Source organism: Citrobacter sp. Cpo040, from assembly GCF_030332915.1.
Classification (GTDB): Bacteria; Pseudomonadota; Gammaproteobacteria; order Enterobacterales; family Enterobacteriaceae; genus Citrobacter; species Citrobacter portucalensis.
Genome location: NZ_JAOWGX010000037.1, coordinates 519480 through 539511 on the forward strand (window position 1 = coordinate 519480; position 20032 = coordinate 539511).

A 20032-nucleotide genomic window follows, 5' to 3' on the forward strand; every position below is an offset into this window, starting at 1 on the left:
GGCAATTAAGTGAATCCCAGGGAGCGTACATAAGTACGTGACCGGGGTAAACGCAAGCAGCCAACAAAGAGGCAGCCTGAAGGATTAAGTGTGGGGGGGGAATTATGACCAGTCCAACCATTATCAAGCTACAGGATGGTAACGTCATGCCACAACTGGGCCTGGGGGTCTGGAAGGCAAGCAACGAAGAAGTCATCACCGCCATTCATAAAGCGCTGGAAGTGGGCTATCGCTCAATTGATACCGCTGCGGCGTACAAAAACGAAGAAGGTGTCGGCAAAGCAATACGCGATGCTGGCGTACCACGGGACGAGTTATTCATCACCACCAAGCTGTGGAATGATGACCAAAAACGCCCCCGGGAAGCCTTGCTCGAAAGCATGGAAAAACTCCAGCTTGATTACCTCGATCTATACCTGATGCACTGGCCGGTTCCGGCGATCGACCACTACGTTGAAGCGTGGGAAAACATGATCGACCTGCAAAAAGAAGGGCTGATTAAGAGCATCGGCGTGTGCAACTTTCAGATCAATCATCTCCAGCGGTTGATGGATGAAACCGGCGTACCTCCGGTGATTAACCAGATCGAACTTCATCCGCTTATGCAACAGCGCCAACTGCACGCCTGGAACGCAACGCATAAAATCCAGACCGAATCCTGGAGCCCGCTGGCGCAGGGCGGCAAAGACGTCTTTGATCAAAAGATCATCCGTGACCTCGCTGAGAAATATGGCAAATCACCGGCGCAGATTGTCATCCGCTGGCACCTGGATAGCGGGCTGGTGGTGATTCCAAAATCGGTCACCCCTGCGCGTATCGCAGAAAACTTTAACGTCTGGGACTTCCGCCTGGATAAAGACGAATTAGGCGAAATCGCGAAACTCGATCAGGGCAAACGTCTGGGGCCAGACCCGGATCAGTTCGGCGGTTAACCCCTTCCCTCCAGCCCGACACTCTCGTCGGGCCTTTACTGATTTGAAATATCAGGAAACAATTCACACACATATATTGATGTATTTCTTGCAGTCGCTGGAGCAGCATTACGCAACATAACATGTTAATTATTAAATAAATATATTTATTTGATGAATACATTCACCATATCCATAGGTGCGTAAACGTGACTGAGAAAAAAAGTAGCGGAGTCAAATGGCTCCCATTAATTCTTATAATATTCATTTCTGCCGGACTGTGGCAGCTTACTCCACCTTCCGGGTTAAGTGCGCCAGCCTGGCATTCAGCAATTATTTTCGTCGCGACTATTGCCTCTATCGTGGCAAAAGTTTTACCCATCGGCGCGGTCGGCATTATTGGGATTACGGTTTTTGCACTCGCCTATGCTGCCGGGGATAAAACCGCCAGCGGCGCTATCACCACGGCACTGAGTGAGCTGAACAGTTCACTTATCTGGCTTATTGTCGTGGCTTTTATGATTGCCCGCGGGTTTATCAAAACAGGCCTCGGACGACGCATTGCGCTGCAGATGATCCGTCTGCTCGGCAAGCGCACGCTGGGACTCGCCTATGGTCTGGCTTTTGCCGATCTGATCCTCTCCCCGGCAATGCCGAGTAATACAGCACGCTGCGGCGGCGTCATCTATCCGATTGCTGACTCTCTGGCACGCAGTTTCCATTCGAACCCGGAAGATGAGTCCCGCAGTAAAATCGGTACCTTTCTTATCACCTGTATTGGCAACGTCAACGACGTCACCGCCGCGCTCTTTATGACCGGCTATACCGGCAACCTGTTGGCGGTGAAACTGGCGGCCAATGCGGGCGTCACGCTGACCTGGGGCGGCTGGTTTATGGCGGCTCTGCTGCCATGCCTTGTGTCATTACTGCTGGTTCCACTGCTGGTCTACTGGATCGTGCGCCCGGAAATTAAACACACGCCGGATGCCCCTAACCTGGCGTGCAAAGAGCTGGCGGAAATGGGCAGTATGTCTCGCGGCGAATGGCTGATGCTGGCTACCGTCGGCGTACTGCTGGTGCTGTGGATTTTTGGCGATACGTTAGGCGTCGACGCCACCACAGCCTCGTTCGTGGGGCTGTCCATTTTATTGCTAAGCGGCGTTCTGAGCTGGGAAGATGTGAAGAGCGAGAAAGGCGCATGGGACACACTGATTTGGTTTGCCGCGCTGTTGATGATGGCGAACCAGCTGAAAAAACTGGGCTTCACCACCTGGTTTGGCAATCTGATCGGCGATAGCCTGAGCAGTACTATGCACGGTACCAGTTGGGTGATCGTCTTACTGCTGCTGAACGCCGCCTACTTCTATACCCACTACTTTTTTGCCAGCGGTAATGCACAGATTGCCGCGCTGTACGCCGTTTTCCTTGGTGTCGGCCTGCATCTGAATATTCCCGCAGCCCCCACGGCATTAATGCTGGCCTTCACCAGCAGTTTGTACTGCTCGCTCACCCAGTACACTCATGCTCGCGGTCCAATCCTGTTTGGTGCCGGGTACGTTCCAACGGGCGTCTGGTGGCGTACAGGATTTATCATCAGCTTGTTTAACCAGGCGGTGTTTATCACCGTGGGTCTGATGTGGTGGAAGGTGTTGGGTCTGTACTAAACTGACTGCGTCCTGACGAATCACCTTACCTGCGGAGAAAAGGAATGACCTGTATTTTCTGTCAAATAGTTGAAGGTAAAGCACCCTGCCATAAGGTCTGGGAAGACGAGCATCATCTGGCTTTTCTGTCGATTTTCCCGAACACCGACGGTTTCACCGTGGTGATCCCGAAAAAGCATTATCCCAGCTATGCCTTCGATATGCCGCCGCAGGCACTGACTGATCTGATGCTGGCGACCCAAAAAGTGGCTAAGAAACTGGATAAAGCTTTCCCGGATGTCAGTCGTACGGGGATGTTCTTCGAAGGTTTCGGCGTAGACCATGTGCACAGCAAATTAAGCCCCATGCACGGTACTGGCGATCTAACCCACTGGAAACCGATTGAAGCGCGGCAGAACAAATTTTTCGAGCAGTATGAAGGATATCTTTCGTCACACGATCATGAACGAGCGGATGATGCAAAACTGGCCGCATTAGCGGCCAGAATTCGTGAAGCATAAATACTGAGTCTCTCTGCCGGATGGCGGTTCAAGCACCTTATCCGGCCTACAAAATCGTGCTATTTGTAGGCCTGATAAGCGTTTCACCACCGGGCAAGGCAGATTAGCGCCCTGCCACTTTCCCGCGTTTTTTGTTTGCGGCAGGCGTCTGGCGCTGATGCGCCACCGGTGTGTGCTTGGTCAATGCCGGGCGAGTATGACGGTTTTGGCGACGCGCTTCGCGCATCTCTTCCAGCGTAGGCGCCGGGACCAGACATTCGCGACGACCGCCGATCAGATGTTTTTTACCCATATCTTCCAGCGCCTGGCGGATTAACGGCCAGTTGGCTGGATCGTGGTAACGCAGCAGGGCTTTATGCAAACGACGCTGCTTATCACCTTTCGGCACCACCACGTCTTCACTCTTATAACCAATTTTACCCAGCGGGTTTTTCCCGGTGTAATACATGGTTGTGGAGTTCGCCAACGGCGATGGATAGAAGTTCTGCACCTGATCCAGACGGAAACGACGTTGCTTCAACCACAACGCCAGATTCACCATATCTTCGTCACGCGTACCCGGGTGCGCGGAAATAAAGTACGGGATCAGGTATTGCTCTTTACCCGCTTGCTTAGAGTAGGTATCGAACAATTCCTTAAAGCGATCGTAGCTGCCCATCCCCGGCTTCATCATCTTCGACAGCGGGCCTTCTTCGGTATGCTCTGGCGCAATCTTCAGGTAGCCGCCAACGTGGTGGGTCGCCAGCTCTTTGATATAACGCGGGTCTTCAACCGCGATGTCGTAACGCACGCCCGAAGCGATGAGGATCTTTTTAATGCCTTTCAAATCACGCGCACGACGATAAAGGTTAATCGTCGGTTCGTGGTTGGTGTCCATGTGCGGACAGATATCCGGATAGACGCATGACAGACGACGGCAAGTTTGCTCCGCGCGCGGTGACTTACAGCGCAGCATATACATGTTCGCCGTTGGGCCGCCGAGGTCGGAAATCACGCCGGTAAAGCCTGGAACGGTGTCGCGAATGGCTTCGATTTCATTGATGATCGAGTCTTCAGAGCGGCTCTGGATGATGCGGCCTTCGTGCTCGGTGATCGAACAGAACGAACAACCGCCAAAGCAGCCACGCATAATGTTGATCGAGAAACGGATCATCTCATAGGCCGGAATGCGGCTGTCGCCATACGCCGGATGCGGCACGCGCTTGTACGGCAGCGCAAAGACGCTGTCCATCTCTTCGGTAGAGAGCGGAATGGCTGGCGGGTTGATCCAGATGTAGCGATCGCCGTGCTTTTGCATCAGCGCACGCGCGCAGCCTGGATTGGTTTCGTGGTGCAGGATACGCGACGCATGCGCATACAGCACTTTATCGCCCTTCACTTTTTCGAAGGACGGCAGCAGCACGTAGGTTTTTTCCCACGGTTTCGGGCGCGGCGGCTGTACGGTTACCGCTTTCGCTTCCTGCTTTTTCGGTGCCACAGGTTTGTTGTCAGCACACGGCAGATCTTCACCATACGGATGCGGGATCGGGTCAATCTTGCCCGGCGTGTCGAGACGCGTGGAATCCACCCCACTCCAGCCCGGCAGCGCTTCTTTAACCATAATCGCAGTGTTACGCACGTCGCGGATCTGATCGATGGTTTCACCCATCGCCAGACGATGCGCCACTTCCACCAACGGACGTTCGCCGTTGCCGAACATTAGCATGTCAGCTTTGGAATCCACCAGAACAGAGCGACGAACGGTATCAGACCAGTAGTCATAGTGCGCGGTACGGCGCAGGCTGGCCTCAATGCCGCCGAGAATAACCGGCACGTCTTTCCATGCTTCTTTACAGCGCTGGGTATAGACCAGCGTGGCACGGTCCGGGCGTTTACCTGCTACGTTGTCAGGCGTGTAGGCATCGTCATGGCGCAGTCGGCGATCGGCGGTGTAGCGGTTGATCATCGAGTCCATGTTGCCTGCGGTCACCCCAAAGAACAGGTTCGGTTTACCCAAACGCATAAAATCGTCTTTGTTGTTCCACTCCGGCTGGGCGATAATCCCTACGCGAAAGCCTTGTGCTTCCAGCATACGTCCGCAAATTGCCATGCCAAAGCTGGGATGATCGACGTATGCATCGCCGGTAACCAGAATGATGTCGCAGCTATCCCAGCCAAGTTGGTCCATTTCGTCGCGTGACATCGGCAAAAACGGTGCCGGGCCAAAACAGGCAGCCCAGTACTGCGGCCAGGAGAAAAGGTCTCTGTCCGGCTGGATCAGGGATATTGCGCTCATAATGCTTCCAAAAATGGTAAAAAAATAATCAAAGGCCGAGGATTATACGCTGTATGTCGGCAAGAAATGAAGTGGAGTCTGAACCAGACCAGTAGAAAGTTATATAAATTGTTAAATTTTACGACGATCATTTTTATCAATCATAATTAACACCATGCCGGCCAGCTGAGATAACTCTTTTTCGGCGGGGGATTTTTCATTGCGACTCAACGATTCACTGCATATTTCCCAGTTACGGGTTGTTGTTCACCTGTGCGGATTTCTGGTTCTTCTCTACAGCTTTTCTATGCTGCCACCGATGCTCATCGCTTTGTTAAACAAAGAGCGGAGCTTGTTCGCCTTTTTCAGCACGTTTATGACTTTCTTCACCCTCGGCGGCGGGGCGTGGTTGGCAACCAAACATGCGGGTATTCAACTGCGCACCCGGGATGGTTTCGTCATTATCGTCTTGTTCTGGCTGTTGTTTTCGTTTATCAGCGCGATGCCGATGTGGATGGACGATGGCTTAAACCTCTCTTTTGCGGATGCCCTGTTTGAAGGAGTTTCTGGGATTACCACTACAGGCGCAACGGTGATCGATGACGTCAGCGCCTTGCCGAAGTCGTATCTGTACTATCGGGCTCAGCTCAATTTTATTGGCGGTCTGGGTGTTATCGTCCTCGCCGTGGCGGTATTGCCGCTGCTGGGTATTGGTGGCATGAAGCTGTATCAGTCTGAAATGCCGGGCCCTTTTAAAGAAGAACGCCTCACGCCAAGACTTGCTGATACTGCACGCACGCTGTGGATGACCTATGTCATTCTGGGTCTTATTTGTACTCTGGCCTACTGGGCTGCCGGGATGTCGTTTTTCGACGCCTTATGCCACGGGCTGTCGACGGTCTCTCTCGGCGGATTTTCCACTCGCAGCGAGAGCATCGGCTTTTATAACAGCCATGCCATTGAGCTTGTCGCCGGGATATTTTCACTGCTGTCTGCGTTTAACTTCACCCTCTGGTACGTTGCTATCGTGAAACGTACCTTCAAACCCTTTCGTCGCAATGCCGAATTGCGTTTCTTTTTGCTTATCGCTCTGGTTGTCACTCTGATCGCCACCTGGCAAGTTTGGCGGGCAGGCATGTACGGATTAACGGACAGCCTGGTGCATGCTTTTTTTCTGGCCAGTTCGATGCTGACAGATAATGGCCTGTCGACGGCGGATTACGCGCAGTGGCCTTCGCACACGATCTTCATGCTGCTCAGCGCCAGTTTCTTCGGCGGTTGTGTGGGATCGACCTGCGGGGGAATTAAGGTGCTGCGCTTTTTGATTATGTTCAAGCAGTGCCGTCAGGAGTTACACCAGCTCGCGCATCCCCGTGCCCTGCTTAACATCAAAGTGGGCAATAGCGTGGTAAGCGACCGGGTGGTGCGTTCGGTATGGAGCTTTTTCTTTCTCTACGTTTTGTTCACCAGCTTTTTTATCTGGGCGCTCAATCTGATGGGCTACGATCTCTTCTCCTCTTTCGCCACCGTTGCCGCCTGCATCAACAATATGGGGCTAGGATTTGGCGTCACCGCCACGACATTTGGCACCTTAAACGAGGAAGCAAAGCTACTGATGTGCGCGGCCATGATCATGGGGCGTCTGGAGATTTACCCCATTCTGATCCTGTTCTCGCGCATGTTCTGGCGGGCGTAACGAATACCCCGGCGCATTACGGCGCCGGGTTCACCAACATCTGTCCGATTGAGCCACGATCCGCCATTTCCAGCGTCTGGCTATTAAAGTAGAACGGGAAATGGGCCCAGGAAGGCTGTCCGTAATAAACCAGTAATTCAACCTGGCCATCAACCCAGACAGTATCTTTCCAGCCTCTGTCTTCCGGGAACGGCATCGCGCCATTCACATTACGGATCAGGAACGAAACACCTTCAATATGGAAGGACTGGGGCATATCCGCCCGCACCGTCCAGCGCTCCCAGGAGCCCTGCTGGGCAGTAATATCCATACGATTGACGTCCCACAGCTGACCGTTGATGCCAGGATCGTCGTCCAGGCTGATATCACGGCTGCGAATCGGCGAACCGCTGAGGATTTCCGTTGGCAGCAGGCGCATTGGCAGGCTATCGGTCACCAGCGGCAGAAGGCCCGTTGGACGCAGAGTCAGCACCAGCGTGGAGATGAGAATACTGGAAGGCTCAAAGAACCCGCGGATCCTGTCGACAATACTGGCCGCCTCACCACAGGTGATAGAGACCTCATTACCGTTCGTCATATCCACCAGGATCTCACGACGCTCGCCCGGCGCCAGCGAGAGCTGCTTCACCGAAACAGGCGCAGGTAAAAAACCCTGATCGCCGGAAATCACATGCAGCGCACGGCCATCGCTCATTTGCAGTTGGTAACGACGCGAGTTTGAAGCGTTCAGCAAACGCAAGCGCACCCAGCCGCGGGAGACTTCGACATACGGGCTTTGCGCCCCATTGACCAGCAGCGTATCACCAACAAAGCCACCGCTGCCGGGCTCGCTGTATTCCGGCGTGCCAAAGTTGTCCAGCCGCTTGTCCTGGATAATGACCGGAAAATCATCCACGCCATAGTGGTTGGGAATAGACAGTGATTTACTCACTTCATCTTCAACCAGCCACATCCCGGCAAGGCCGTTATAGACCTGCTGAGCAGTACGATTTGGCGTATTGGCGTGATACCACAGCGTGGCGGCATTCTGGCGAATCGGCAGCACTGGCGCCCAGTCAGCATTCGGGGACATCATGCGCGCCGGGCCGCCCATCAGCGGACCTGGTACCTGTAACCCGGCGACGGTCATCGAGACATTTTCAGTCAGACGGTTGCTGTAGATAAGCTTGACGTCATCCCCTTTCCAGACGCGAATTGTCGGTCCCAGGTAGCGGCCGTTAATTCCCCAGACAGGTGCGCGCGTGCCTTGTGTAAAGGACCAGTGCGCACGTTGCAGCGTCATAAATAGCGGCTGCCCCCGGCGGGATTCCAGCAGCGGAGGCACGGGTAACGGTTGTTGCTGACCGGCAGCATTAGCCTTCAGCGGAACAGCACCTGCACACAGTGCGATCCCCGATGCCTGAATGAACTGACGCCGACTGAATGACATATAAACTCCATAAAAAACTGGCTATTAACACGCAGGAAGTCATTTCCTGTAAAAAACCCGAATTGCGCGGATTAAACCTTACCGGCGGCTTCCCGCTCAGCAACTTCTTTATCGAGTTCTGCGATTTTTTGTTCCATCAGCGTGCGGCAATGCGCTGCCAGTTCACGAACCTGATCTTTCCCAAAGTGGCTAATATCCACCGGTGGCAACATCTCGACAATTGCCAGACCATTATTGAGTCGATTGAGTTTTATCTTGTTCGAGGTTGTGGAAACGCACACCGGAATGACCGGGACACCAGCAGCAATCGCTGCATGGAACGCGCCGGTTTTAAACGGCAGCAGACCGCGACCGCGGCTACGCGTCCCTTCAGGGAACATCCAGATAGAAATGCGACGTTTTTTGAAATGATTCACCACGGCAGCAATGGTGCTGTGCGCTTTAGCGCGGTTGTTTCTGTCAATCAACAGGTTACCGGTTAACCAGTACAGCTGCCCGAAGAAAGGGATCCACAACAGGCTTTTTTTACCTACCGTCACCGTCGGCGGCTGAACGATATTCGCAGCGGTAACCATGTCATAGTTGTTCTGATGGTTACAAATATAGATAGCATTACCATAGTTCTGCGCGTCTGCCGGCATGCGGCACTCGACCTTCAGGCCATAAAGTGGAGCCAGGCGGCCAAACATATGGCCGAACGTTGCAACGTGTTTTGGATTTCGTGGGCTGAAAAGACAGTATATGCAACCGAAAATACAGACCAGAACGCAGTAAATAACAGTAATAATTAAACGAAAAATATATAGCATAACAACCTCTAAGGCCTAAGAGCCTGGCATTTTACGTCACCTGATTCATCACGCGGTATCAGGTTAGGGCTTTGTTAAGGGCGGCTCTCTGGAAAAGCGTATTGTTAATCGCAACGCACGAATAAACAACGGTTTCACGGGAATTTTTAACGTTGGCTCTCCCTGGGCTTTAACAGGGAGAGCCGGACGGTAGCGTTATTCTTCGCTGTCGCCGTGACTGGCGCGTCGAGGCGAGTCAATCTCAATGCTGTCGATACGCTGCAGACCACGCATTAGCGTGCCGCGACGGCCGCGCTCTCCGGTCACTTTCTGCAACTCTTCAGGACGCAGTTTGATTTTGCGCTTACCGACGTGGATGGTCAGCGTGCTCTGCGGCGGCAGCACGTAAAGTTGCGCCAGACCATCCTCGCCTTTCGCCGCTTCTGCTGAAGGGATATTAATGATCTTGTTCCCTTTGCCTTTCGACAACTGCGGTAAATCGCTCACCGGGAACATCAACATGCGGCCAGCCTGAGTAATAGCCAGTAGCATGTCGGTTTCATCTTCAATCACCACCGGCTGCATCACGCGCGCATTTTCTGGCAGCGTAATCAACGCCTTACCCGCACGGTTACGTGCGACCAGGTCATTGAAGGTACAGACAAAACCGTAGCCCGCATCGGAGGCCATCAGCAGTTTCTGATCGTCGCCTTCCATCAGCATGTGCTCAACCGTCGCGCCTGGCGGCAGCGTGAGCTTCCCGGTCAGCGGTTCACCCTGACCGCGCGCCGACGGCAGCGTAATCGGGTCGATGGCATAGCTGCGTCCGGTCGAGTCCACGAACACCACCGGCTGGTTGCTCTTACCCTTCACTGCCGACTTAAAGCTGTCGCCCGCTTTATAGCTTAATCCTGGCGCATCGATGTCGTGGCCTTTCGCGCTACGCACCCAGCCACTCTGGGACAACACAATGGTCACCGGCTCAGATGGCAGCATGTCGTGCTCGCTCATCGCCTTCGCTTCTTCGCGCTCCTGCAACGGAGAACGACGATCGTCGCCATAGGCGTCTGCATCGGCCTGCAGCTCTTTCTTCAGCAGGTTACTCATTTTACGTTCGGAAGCCAGAATGGCCTGCAACTGATCGCGCTCTTTCACCAGCTCATCCTGCTCACCGCGGATTTTCATTTCTTCGAGTTTGGCAAGGTGGCGCAATTTCAGCTCAAGGATGGCTTCAGCCTGGGTTTCAGAAATGCCAAACCGCGACATCAGCTCAGGCTTAGGTTCATCTTCATGACGAATAATTTCGATGACTTCGTCAATGTTGAGGAACGCCACCAGCAAACCTTCAAGGATGTGCAGGCGCTTGAGCACTTTTTCCAGACGATAATTCAGGCGGCGACGCACGGTATCGCGGCGGAACGCCAGCCATTCGGTGAGGATCTCCAGCAGGTTTTTCACCGCCGGACGACCATCAAGACCGATCATGTTCAGGTTGATACGGTAGCTTTTTTCGAGATCGGTAGTGGCAAACAGGTGGTTCATCACCTGCTCCATATCCACACGATTAGAGCGCGGGACAATCACCAGACGGGTCGGGTTTTCGTGATCCGATTCGTCGCGCAGGTCGTCTACCATCGGCAGCTTTTTATTGCGCATTTGAGCAGCGATCTGCTCCAGCACTTTTGCCCCGGAAACCTGATGCGGCAGCGCGGAAATCACCACCGCGCCGTCTTCTTTCGTCCATACCGCACGCATACGTACGGAGCCGCGTCCGTTTTCGTAAATCTTACGAATTTCCGCGCGCGAAGTAATGATCTCCGCTTCGGTCGGGTAATCCGGCCCTTGCACGATATCCAGCAACTGATCCAGCGTCGTTTTCGGCTGCTCAATCAGGGTAATCGCTGCTTTTGCCACTTCACGCAGGTTATGTGGCGGAATGTCCGTTGCCATACCAACGGCAATACCGGTCGTGCCGTTCAGCAGAATATTTGGTAGACGAGCAGGCAGCATCTTCGGCTCCTGCATGGTGCCGTCGAAGTTTGGCACCCAGTCCGACGTTCCCTGACCGAGTTCGCCCAGCAGGACTTCCGCATATTTAGACAGGCGTGATTCGGTATAACGCATCGCCGCGAAGGATTTCGGATCGTCCGGTGCCCCCCAGTTCCCCTGCCCGTCAACCAGCGGGTAACGGTAAGAGAACGGCTGCGCCATCAGCACCATCGCTTCATAGCAGGCGCTGTCGCCGTGCGGATGGTATTTACCCAGCACGTCACCGACGGTACGGGCGGATTTTTTAAATTTGGCGCTGGCATTCAGCCCCAGTTCGGACATCGCGTATACGATGCGACGCTGAACGGGTTTCAAACCATCGCCAATAAACGGCAACGCCCTGTCCATGATGACGTACATGGAATAGTTCAGATAGGCGTTTTCCGTGAATTCATGCAGCGCCAGGCGCTCTGCCATATCGCTCATTAATCGTGGTTCCTCAACTTTGTACCCCTCTATTGAAGGGCAATATTGCCGCAGATACTACCCTATCTGGCGTGTTGAGTCACAAAGAAAAGGGCCGCGAATGCGGCCCTGATGGGGATTACTTAGCAACTTTGGTAATCTGTTTTACGTCGATTTCAACGGAGTTCCAGTCTTTATCCACTTCACCCTGGATTTCAACCACATCCTGCGGTGTGACGGTTACGCCGTTCCAGCGCTTGTGATCGATATCCACATTCACCGTGCCGGTCGCATCTTTAAACACGTACAGGTCGTCGGAAATACGCTCAACGATGTTCCCGCGCAGGGTAACCCAGGTGTCATCACGCAGTGATTTGGCGCTTTCTACCGTCGTGCTGCTACCGTTCGGGCCGACAAATCCGCCGTTTTGGCTCTGCGTGGTGGTTGTCGTTGGCCCAGAGAAGCCGCCCTGCTGAGCTGCCAGAACAGGTGCGGAACACAGTGCCATTACGGCAACCATTGCAGCTAATTTTTTCATCGTCATGTCTCCCTTTCATGTTGGTTTACGACTATTAAATAAGTTAATCCTTAACAAGTTCTTAAGGCAAAAAAAGATACTTTTTTTGCTGTACAGAGGCTGTAGCCACAGGTTTACTAACTGCAAATGAGTTCGCAGAGATGAACATATGCGTATTTTACTGATCGAAGATGACACGTTGATTGGCGATGGCCTGAAAACAGGTCTGAGTAAAATGGGTTTCAGCATCGACTGGTTTACCGAAGGTCGCCAAGGGAAAGAAGCACTCTACAGCGCACCTTATGATGCGGTAATCCTCGACCTGACGCTGCCAGGCATAGACGGACGGGACATTTTGCGCGAATGGCGAGCCAACGGAAAGCAGGAGCCTGTGCTGATTCTGACCGCTCGCGACGCACTGGCAGAACGCGTTGAAGGCCTGCGCCTGGGCGCAGATGACTATCTGTGCAAACCCTTTGCGCTGATCGAAGTTGCCGCCAGACTGGAGGCACTGGTACGTCGTGCCAGCGGCCAGGCCAGCAACACATTGTGCCATGGCCAGGTAACGCTCGATCCCGGCGCGCTGGTCGCCACGGCGGCGGGTGAACCTTTGTCACTCAAACCTAAAGAGTTCGCGCTGCTGGAACTGCTAATGCGCAACAAAGGTCGCGTCCTGCCCCGCAAACTGATTGAAGAAAAACTGTATACCTGGGACGAAAATGTCTCCAGCAATGCGGTTGAGGTCCACGTCCATCACTTACGCCGTAAGCTCGGCAGCGACTTTATCCGTACCGTGCATGGCATTGGCTATACCCTGGGTGGCGCATGAAACTCACACAACGCCTCAGTCTGCGAGTCAGGCTAACGCTTATTTTTCTGATTCTGGCATCAGCAACCTGGGCCGTATCCAGTTTTGTGGCCTGGAGGCAGACTACCGATAATGTCGATGAGCTGTTTGATACGCAGCTGATGCTGTTCGCCAAGCGGCTTAGCACGCTGGATATCAGCGATGTCACCACCTCAAGCAATATGGCCCGCACGCCAAAAAAACTGAAACATGGCCATATTGATGACGACGCACTGGCGTTCGCCATCTACTCCACCGACGGCAAAATGGTGCTACACGATGGCGACAATGGCCAGGATATTCCCTACAGCTACAGCCGGGAGGGGTTTAGCGACGGCCAACTCAGGGGCGACAACGATTCCTGGCGCTTCCTGTGGCTGAATTCCGCTGATGGAAAATATCGCATTGTGGTGGGCCAGGAGTGGGAATACCGGGAGGATATGGCGCTGTCGATCCTTACCGCACAGTTAACCCCGTGGCTGGTTGCGCTGCCGCTGATGTTGCTGATCCTGGTGGTCATGCTGAGTCGCGAACTCAGGCCGCTAAAAAAACTGGCGCAAGCTCTGCGCTGGCGCGCCCCGGAGTCAGAAGAACCGCTCGACCCGAAAGGTGTGCCAAGCGAAGTGCGCCCGCTGGTTGAATCGCTTAATCAGCTGTTTACCCGCATCCACTCTATGATGGTCCGCGAACGGCGCTTTACCTCTGACGCCGCTCACGAGCTGCGCAGTCCGTTGACCGCGCTGAAGGTGCAAACCGAAGTGGTGCAACTGTCAGACGACGACCCGCAAACGCGGGAAAAAGCGCTGGTGCAGCTGCATGCGGGAATTGAACGCGCCACCCGACTGGTCGATCAGCTCCTGACGCTTTCGCGCCTCGACTCCCTCGATAATCTTCAGGATGTGGCAGAAATCTCGCTGGAGGAGCTACTGCAATCCGCGGTGATGGATATCTACCACCCGGCCCAGCAGGCGCACATTGACGTACGTTTGCAGATTAACGCGCACAATATCACGCGTACAGGACAGCCGCTGTTGCTGAGCCTGATGGTACGAAATCTGCTGGATAATGCCATTCGCTACAGTCCGCAGGGGAGCATTGTGGAAGTGACGCTCAACGCCCGTAACTTCAGCGTCAAAGATAACGGTCCTGGCGTTGCGCCAGAGGTACTTACACACATCGGTGAACGCTTTTATCGTCCACCGGGACAAAGCGTGACCGGCAGCGGTCTCGGTCTGTCGATTGTCCGTCGTATCGCAACACTGCATGGAATGTCAGCCTCGTTCGGCAACGCTCCGGAAGGTGGCTTTGAAGCAAAAGTCAGTTGGTAATTGCGTTATTGTTGCTCATATAGCAAAAGACTTTGCACATTTTGCTAATTTCACCGTACCGCTGGTGGGAGTAAAATCGTCCTCAAACGTATTTCCTTGAGGACACAAAATGAGCAACATTCTGATTATCAACGGGGCGAAAAAATTCGGCCATTCTAATGGTCAACTGAATGACACCCTGACCGAGGTCGCGGACGGTATCCTGCGCGACCTCGGGCATGATGTTAAAGTCGTACGCGCAGACAGCGATTATGACGTAAAAGCAGAAGTGCAGAATTTCGTCTGGGCCGATGCGGTTATCTGGCAGATGCCAGGCTGGTGGATGGGCGCACCGTGGACCGTGAAAAAATACATCGATGACGTGTTTACCGAAGGTCACGGTACGCTGTACGCCAGCGACGGCCGCACACGTTCAGATGCCTCAAAAAAATACGGCTCCGGCGGGCTGATTCAGGGCAAAAAATACATGCTGTCCCTGACCTGGAACGCACCGATGGAAGCCTTCACTGAAAAAGACCAGTTCTTCCATGGCGTTGGCGTTGATGGCGTCTATCTCCCGTTCCATAAAGCAAACCAGTTCCTGGGAATGGAAGCGCTGCCGACCTTTATCACCAATGACGTGATTAAAATGCCGGACGTCCCGCGTTATATCGCAGAATATCGCAAGCATCTGACCGAAATTTTTGGTTAACTGGTAACCTGGAATTAGAAGGAGTTAACCATGCTTACCGTTATTGCAGAAATCCGTACACGTCCAGGTCAACATCACCGCCAGGCGGTACTGGATCAGTTTGCCAAAATCGTTCCGACCGTACTGAAAGAAGAAGGCTGCCACGGCTATGCGCCGATGGTGGATCATGCCGCAGGTGTGAGTTTTCAGACCACAGCGCCAGATTCAATCGTGATGGTTGAGCAGTGGGAAAGCATCGCGCATCTTGAAGCGCATTTGCAGACCCCGCATATGAAAGCCTACAGCGAAGCCGTGAAAGGTGACGTGCTGGACATGAATATTCGTATTCTGGAGTCGGGCATTTAAGATTGTCAATTTGCCGGGTGACGCTTAGCTATCCGGCATAAATCGCTTCGTCAGATGAGAGCCGGATAAGGCATTTTACGCCCGTCTCCGGCTTTTCTACATGCAATTACCCTTCGAGATCCGCCAGGTCGCCTTTCTCTTGCAACCAGTTACGACGATCTTCAGAACGCTTCTTGGCCAGCAGCATATCCATCATTGCGTTGGTACGCTGATCGTCTTCATCATCGATAATGAGCTGCACTAGGCGACGGGTGTTCGGATCCAGCGTAGTTTCACGAAGCTGCATCGGGTTCATTTCACCCAGACCTTTAAAGCGCTGCACGTTCGGCTTGCCTTTCTTGCGCTTTAACTGCTCCAGTACGCCCGCTTTCTCTTCTTCCGTCAGCGCGTAATACACCTCTTTACCGAGGTCGATACGGTATAACGGCGGCAGCGCCACGTAGACGTGACCGTGTTTCACCAGCGTGCGGAAGTGCTTCACAAACAGCGCGCACAGCAGCGTAGCGATGTGCAGGCCATCGGAGTCCGCATCCGCCAGGATACAGATCTTGCCGTAGCGCAATTGGCTTAGATCGTCGCTGTCAGGATCGATACCGATCGCCACGGAAATATCGTGAACCTCCTGCGAAGCCAGCACTTCATCGGAAGAGACTTCCCAGGTATTGAGGATCTTACCTTTCAGCGGCATGATCGCCTGATATTCACGATCGCGCGCCTGCTTGGCCGATCCGCCCGCGGAGTCACCTTCGACAAGGAACAGTTCGGTGCGATTAAGATCCTGTGCGGTACAGTCCGCCAGTTTACCCGGCAGCGCCGGACCGCTGGTCAGCTTTTTACGCACTACTTTTTTCGCCGCACGCAGACGACGCTGCGCGCTGGAAATCGCCATCTCAGCCAGCAGTTCGGCTGACTGCACGTTCTGGTTCAACCACAAACTGAATGCATCTTTCACCACGCCAGAGACGAATGCCGCACACTGACGCGAAGAGAGGCGCTCTTTGGTTTGTCCGGCAAACTGCGGATCCTGCATTTTTACCGACAACACATAAGCACAGCGATCCCAGATATCTTCCGCCGACAGCTTCACGCCACGCGGCAGGATGTTACGGTATTCGCAGAACTCGCGCATCGCATCCAGCAGTCCCTGACGCAGACCGTTAACGTGCGTACCGCCCTGCATGGTTGGGATCAGGTTCACATAGCTTTCGGTCAGCAGCTCGCCGCCTTCCGGCAGCCAGAGCAGCGCCCAGTCCACCGTCTCCGTCTCACCGCTGAAATTACCGATAAACGGTTTTTCCGGCAGCGTCGGTAGGCCATTCACCGCTTCGCTCAGATAGTCATTCAGACCGTCCTGGTAGCACCAGCGCTGTTCGCTGTTGTTGACCTCATCCTTAAAAGTGATCTCAACGCCTGGGCACAGTACCGCTTTTGCTTTCAGTACGTGCGTTAAGCGCGAAACAGAAAAACGCGGGCTGTCAAAGAAGCTTTCATCCGGCCAGAAGTGCACGCTGGTCCCGGTATTGCGTTTGCCGCAGGTACCGACAACCTGTAAATCCTGCACTTTATCGCCATTCTCAAACGCGATGTTGTATACCTGCCCGTCGCGGCGCACGTTCACTTCCACACGTTTGGACAGGGCGTTAACAACGGAGATACCCACACCGTGCAGACCACCGGAGAACTGGTAGTTCTTGTTAGAGAACTTGCCGCCCGCGTGCAGACGACAGAGGATCAGCTCAACCGCCGGAACGCCTTCTTCAGGGTGAATATCTACCGGCATGCCGCGTCCGTCATCAATGACTTCCAGAGACTGGTCGGCATGTAAGATCACGTCCACGCGTTTTGCGTGGCCCGCCAGTGCTTCATCCACACTGTTATCAATCACTTCCTGCCCAAGATGGTTCGGACGGGTCGTATCGGTGTACATCCCAGGGCGACGGCGTACCGGCTCAAGCCCAGTGAGTACCTCAATGGCATCAGCGTTATAAGTTTGCGTCATGGTTTAAATAAGCAATTCGAATTGATCGTCAGAAACTGTGCAGTCCAAGGAAATCGACAATCGGGTTGAAATAATCTTCGAAGCCCGTGAATGCGTGGTTTCCGCCCTCAATAACTGTCTGACGGCAGGAGGCGTAATACGCCACCGCCTGGCGGTAGTCCAACACTTCATCGCCCGTTTGTTGGAGCAGCCAGATCAAATCCGGCGCTTCCAGCGGGTCAATCTGCATGACTTTAAGATCGTAAATATGGCGTGACTCTAGCACATATTGCTGCCCCGTGTAGGGGTTCTCGTTTTGACCGAGATAGTCGACCAGCAGTTCATAAGGCCGTACGGCAGGGTTCACCACCACTGCCGGCAGCATAAAACATTGCGACAGCCAGGTGGCGTAATAGCCGCCTAAAGAGGAACCGACAATCCCCAGCGACTCTCCGCCGTGTTCAAGAATGATCGATTCCAGCATCTCTGCGGCTTGCGCAGGATACGGAGGTAGCTGCGGCACGATCATCTCAACGTGCGGGTGGTGTTCCGCAAGCCAGTTTTTCAGTAAACACGCCTTCGCCGAACGAGGAGAGCTATTAAATCCGTGAAGATAGAGAAGCGTAGACATCAGTAGCCTTCTGAAGCGGTATCAGGGTGGAACCGATTACCCTGCAGACGACGTACCTGAGTCTGCAACGTCCCGTCGGCAAAAAGCTCCAGCGTCCGCCAGCCTGGGCTGATGGTATCCAATGTGAAGTTGGAACAGTGCGGTTTAAACTGCACGCAGGTCGACGGCGTCGCCAGCAGACGGCGACCGTTCCAGTCCAGCTCCAGTTCCTGATGAATATGCCCGCACAATAGATACCTGGCGCGAGGATAATTCACCAGCACGTTATCCAGCTCAGCGGCATTACGCAGACTGTGCTGATCGAGCCAGCTGCAGCCCGCAGGCAGAGGATGATGATGCAGAAGCAGCAAGGTATTACGCTCTGGCGCATCAGCAAGTTTACGCTCCAGCCATTCGAGCTGGAATTCACTTAACTCACCGTGGGGAACGCCGAACACCTGGCTGTCCAGCAACAATATTTGCCACTGTTCGCCAATGAAAACGCGTTTGGCCGGGGAAATGCCCGCATCCTGCAGCGCGCTGTACATTGCCGGCTGAAAATCGTGATTACCCGGTAGCCAAACGCAGGGCGCACGAAAACTTGCGATGCCCTCAGCAAAATGCTGATAAGCCGCAGCGGATTGATCCTGCGCCAAATCACCTGTCGCGACGATCAGATCGTACTCAGGCGACTCTGCATGTATTGCATCCAGTACGGATTGATAGCTGTCCCAGGTGTTCACACCCAGCAGCGTTTCATGCTTTTCGGCAAACAGGTGAGTATCTGTAATTTGTAAGATCCTGACTCTGGCCTCACCAGCCAAAGGAAGGGTTAACAGGCTTTCCAAATGGTGTCCTTAGGTTTCACGACGCTAATAAACCGGAATCGCCATCGCTCCATGTGCTAAACAGTACCGTAACCAGTCGGCCAGAAACTGATTAATTTGATGCTTTTCGTCGCGTTGATGCAACTTTTTATTTGGATAATCATACCGCGCTTTGAAGCGAAAGATCTGCTGACTTGAACACACTTCAGCCACCCTTGCGTCATGATACAGGCGCACGGTCAATGAAGGCAGGCTCCAGTATGTGACGGCCGGTGCCGTTTGTTCGATCGCAACAAGCGTAGTGTATCGGGTCGATTCCACGATCGTTAACCGATATTGTGCGTTTGCTACCTGATAGCTCACTGTTTCACCGGCTGCATCATTACGTGGCAGCAGGCGGCGCAATTGCGAATAGTTGGTTTCGCACAGACGCATCATTTCAGGGAAGTCAGGTGTGTAACGCTTCATTTTTTCCACTCAGTTTTTAACTCTTGATAGTGCAGCTGTAACCATTGCAAGGCGATGACAGACGCTGCGTTGTCGATTTTCCCCTCTTCTACCCATTGGTAAGCCTGTTCCCGGCTTACCACATGAACACGAATATCTTCGTTTTCATCAGCCAGACCATGGATCCCGCTCGCGGTCGTGGCGTCCACTTCGCCGACTAAAATAGACAGGCGCTCACTGGTGCCACCCGGGCTTGCCAGATAGCTCAGAACGGGCTTCGTCCGTTTAACTTCCAGCCCGGCCTCTTCCATTGCTTCACGACGGGCTACATCTTCAACGGTTTCGCCCTCTTCGATCATCCCGGCCACCATTTCCAGTAACCACGGGCTTTCGCTGGTATCAAATGCCGCGATACGGATCTGCTCGACCAGCACAACTTCATCTCGCTCAGGGTCAAAGGGTAGCAAGACTGCCGCATGTCCGCGCTCAAAAATTTCGCGCGTTACTTCACCGCTCATCCCCCCGTTGAACAGGCGGTGGCGAAACCGATAAAGATCCAGTGAAAAAAAACCGCGGTATAGCGTTTCTCGTGCAATAATTTCTACATCATTTTTAGTGAAAGTCATTGGCAAGTTGTCTGGTTTACGCATTGTGCTGTCCTGAAACCAATGGTGATTAAAATGTGAATTTCAAGGTCGTTTGACTGATGTTTGAACGCCCTTGTGTTAAATTGATGCAAATTAACG

At 53.6% G+C, this 20032-nt stretch carries 18 protein-coding genes; 8 read left to right on the forward strand and 10 right to left on the reverse strand.

Annotated elements, in window-relative coordinates:
- The first annotated feature begins 104 nt into the window (after window positions 1–104).
- The 3 genes from dkgA (at window position 105) to OGX86_RS20975 (ending at window position 3075) form a co-directional block, all read left to right on the forward strand.
- The gene (gene dkgA, locus OGX86_RS20965) at window positions 105–932 is read left to right on the forward strand and encodes a 2,5-didehydrogluconate reductase DkgA (RefSeq protein ID WP_032945014.1); all 828 of its coding nucleotides are present in this window, start codon (window positions 105–107) and stop codon (window positions 930–932) included.
- A gap of 188 nt (window positions 933–1120) precedes the next feature.
- The gene (locus tag OGX86_RS20970; RefSeq protein ID WP_286640615.1) at window positions 1121–2575 is read left to right on the forward strand and encodes a DASS family sodium-coupled anion symporter; all 1455 of its coding nucleotides are present in this window, start codon (window positions 1121–1123) and stop codon (window positions 2573–2575) included.
- Window positions 2576–2619: 44 nt separating this feature from the next.
- Window positions 2620–3075: an HIT family protein gene (locus tag OGX86_RS20975; RefSeq protein WP_071445538.1), complete on the forward strand. Its 456-nt coding sequence runs from the start codon at window positions 2620–2622 to the stop codon at window positions 3073–3075.
- 103 nt (window positions 3076–3178) lie between these two features.
- On the opposite strand, the gene OGX86_RS20980 is transcribed toward OGX86_RS20975, so the two are convergent.
- Window positions 3179–5350 carry a YgiQ family radical SAM protein gene (locus OGX86_RS20980; protein ID WP_003024532.1) on the reverse strand — a complete coding sequence of 724 codons (2172 nt, stop codon included), beginning with the start codon at window positions 5348–5350 and terminating at the stop codon, window positions 3179–3181.
- Window positions 5351–5549: 199 nt separating this feature from the next.
- Here OGX86_RS20980 and OGX86_RS20985 point away from each other — a divergent pair, with 199 nt between their 5' ends.
- Entirely contained in the window at window positions 5550–7025 is a 1476-nt protein-coding gene (locus tag OGX86_RS20985) for a TrkH family potassium uptake protein (protein WP_020996330.1), read from the forward strand.
- A 16-nt stretch (window positions 7026–7041) separates the two neighbouring features.
- Here OGX86_RS20985 and ftsP read toward each other — a convergent pair whose 3' ends face one another.
- The 4 genes from ftsP to OGX86_RS21005 form a co-directional block, all read right to left on the reverse strand.
- Entirely contained in the window at window positions 7042–8454 is a 1413-nt protein-coding gene (ftsP, locus tag OGX86_RS20990; protein ID WP_008785819.1) for a cell division protein FtsP, read from the reverse strand.
- 71 nt (window positions 8455–8525) lie between these two features.
- Window positions 8526–9263: a 1-acylglycerol-3-phosphate O-acyltransferase gene (plsC, locus tag OGX86_RS20995; RefSeq protein ID WP_003024540.1), complete on the reverse strand. Its 738-nt coding sequence runs from the start codon at window positions 9261–9263 to the stop codon at window positions 8526–8528.
- A 195-nt stretch (window positions 9264–9458) separates the two neighbouring features.
- Window positions 9459–11717 carry a DNA topoisomerase IV subunit A gene (gene parC, locus OGX86_RS21000; RefSeq protein WP_286640619.1) on the reverse strand — a complete coding sequence of 753 codons (2259 nt, stop codon included), beginning with the start codon at window positions 11715–11717 and terminating at the stop codon, window positions 9459–9461.
- 118 nt (window positions 11718–11835) lie between these two features.
- Window positions 11836–12234, reverse strand: a complete 399-nt coding sequence (locus OGX86_RS21005) for a YgiW/YdeI family stress tolerance OB fold protein (protein WP_003024544.1) — start codon at window positions 12232–12234, stop codon at window positions 11836–11838.
- Between the two features lie 148 nt (window positions 12235–12382).
- On the opposite strand from OGX86_RS21005, the gene qseB reads away from it, so the two are divergent.
- The 4 genes from qseB (at window position 12383) to OGX86_RS21025 (ending at window position 15424) form a co-directional block, all read left to right on the forward strand.
- Window positions 12383–13042 (forward strand): quorum sensing response regulator transcription factor QseB, encoded by a 660-nt coding sequence (gene qseB / locus OGX86_RS21010; RefSeq protein WP_048225546.1) that lies wholly within the window; start codon window positions 12383–12385, stop codon window positions 13040–13042.
- Window positions 13039–14388, forward strand: a complete 1350-nt coding sequence (qseC, locus tag OGX86_RS21015; protein WP_048225549.1) for a quorum sensing histidine kinase QseC — start codon at window positions 13039–13041, stop codon at window positions 14386–14388. The genes qseB and qseC overlap by 4 nt, the downstream gene beginning before the upstream one ends.
- A gap of 109 nt (window positions 14389–14497) precedes the next feature.
- A complete protein-coding gene (locus tag OGX86_RS21020) occupies window positions 14498–15079 on the forward strand; it encodes an NAD(P)H-dependent oxidoreductase (RefSeq protein ID WP_003828397.1) in 582 nt (193 codons plus the stop codon).
- Window positions 15080–15109: 30 nt separating this feature from the next.
- Window positions 15110–15424, forward strand: a complete 315-nt coding sequence (locus tag OGX86_RS21025) for a putative quinol monooxygenase (RefSeq protein WP_003024557.1) — start codon at window positions 15110–15112, stop codon at window positions 15422–15424.
- A gap of 106 nt (window positions 15425–15530) precedes the next feature.
- Here OGX86_RS21025 and parE read toward each other — a convergent pair whose 3' ends face one another.
- From parE to nudF, 5 genes are read right to left on the reverse strand one after another with little or no spacing between them, the layout of a single operon-like run.
- The gene (gene parE, locus OGX86_RS21030; protein WP_003024571.1) at window positions 15531–17423 is read right to left on the reverse strand and encodes a DNA topoisomerase IV subunit B; all 1893 of its coding nucleotides are present in this window, start codon (window positions 17421–17423) and stop codon (window positions 15531–15533) included.
- A gap of 28 nt (window positions 17424–17451) precedes the next feature.
- Window positions 17452–18033, reverse strand: coding sequence for an esterase YqiA (yqiA, locus tag OGX86_RS21035; protein WP_003024575.1), 582 nt, complete (start codon window positions 18031–18033; stop codon window positions 17452–17454).
- The gene (gene cpdA, locus OGX86_RS21040; RefSeq protein WP_286640621.1) at window positions 18033–18860 is read right to left on the reverse strand and encodes a 3',5'-cyclic-AMP phosphodiesterase; all 828 of its coding nucleotides are present in this window, start codon (window positions 18858–18860) and stop codon (window positions 18033–18035) included. The genes yqiA and cpdA overlap by 1 nt, the downstream gene beginning before the upstream one ends.
- 24 nt (window positions 18861–18884) lie before the next feature.
- On the reverse strand, window positions 18885–19307 hold the full coding sequence (locus tag OGX86_RS21045) for a DUF1249 family protein (protein ID WP_003024582.1): 423 nt from the start codon (window positions 19305–19307) through the stop codon (window positions 18885–18887).
- Window positions 19304–19936, reverse strand: a complete 633-nt coding sequence (gene nudF, locus OGX86_RS21050) for an ADP-ribose diphosphatase (protein ID WP_048225550.1) — start codon at window positions 19934–19936, stop codon at window positions 19304–19306. Before nudF ends, OGX86_RS21045 begins: the two co-directional genes overlap by 4 nt.
- Window positions 19937–20032 lie beyond the last annotated feature (96 nt).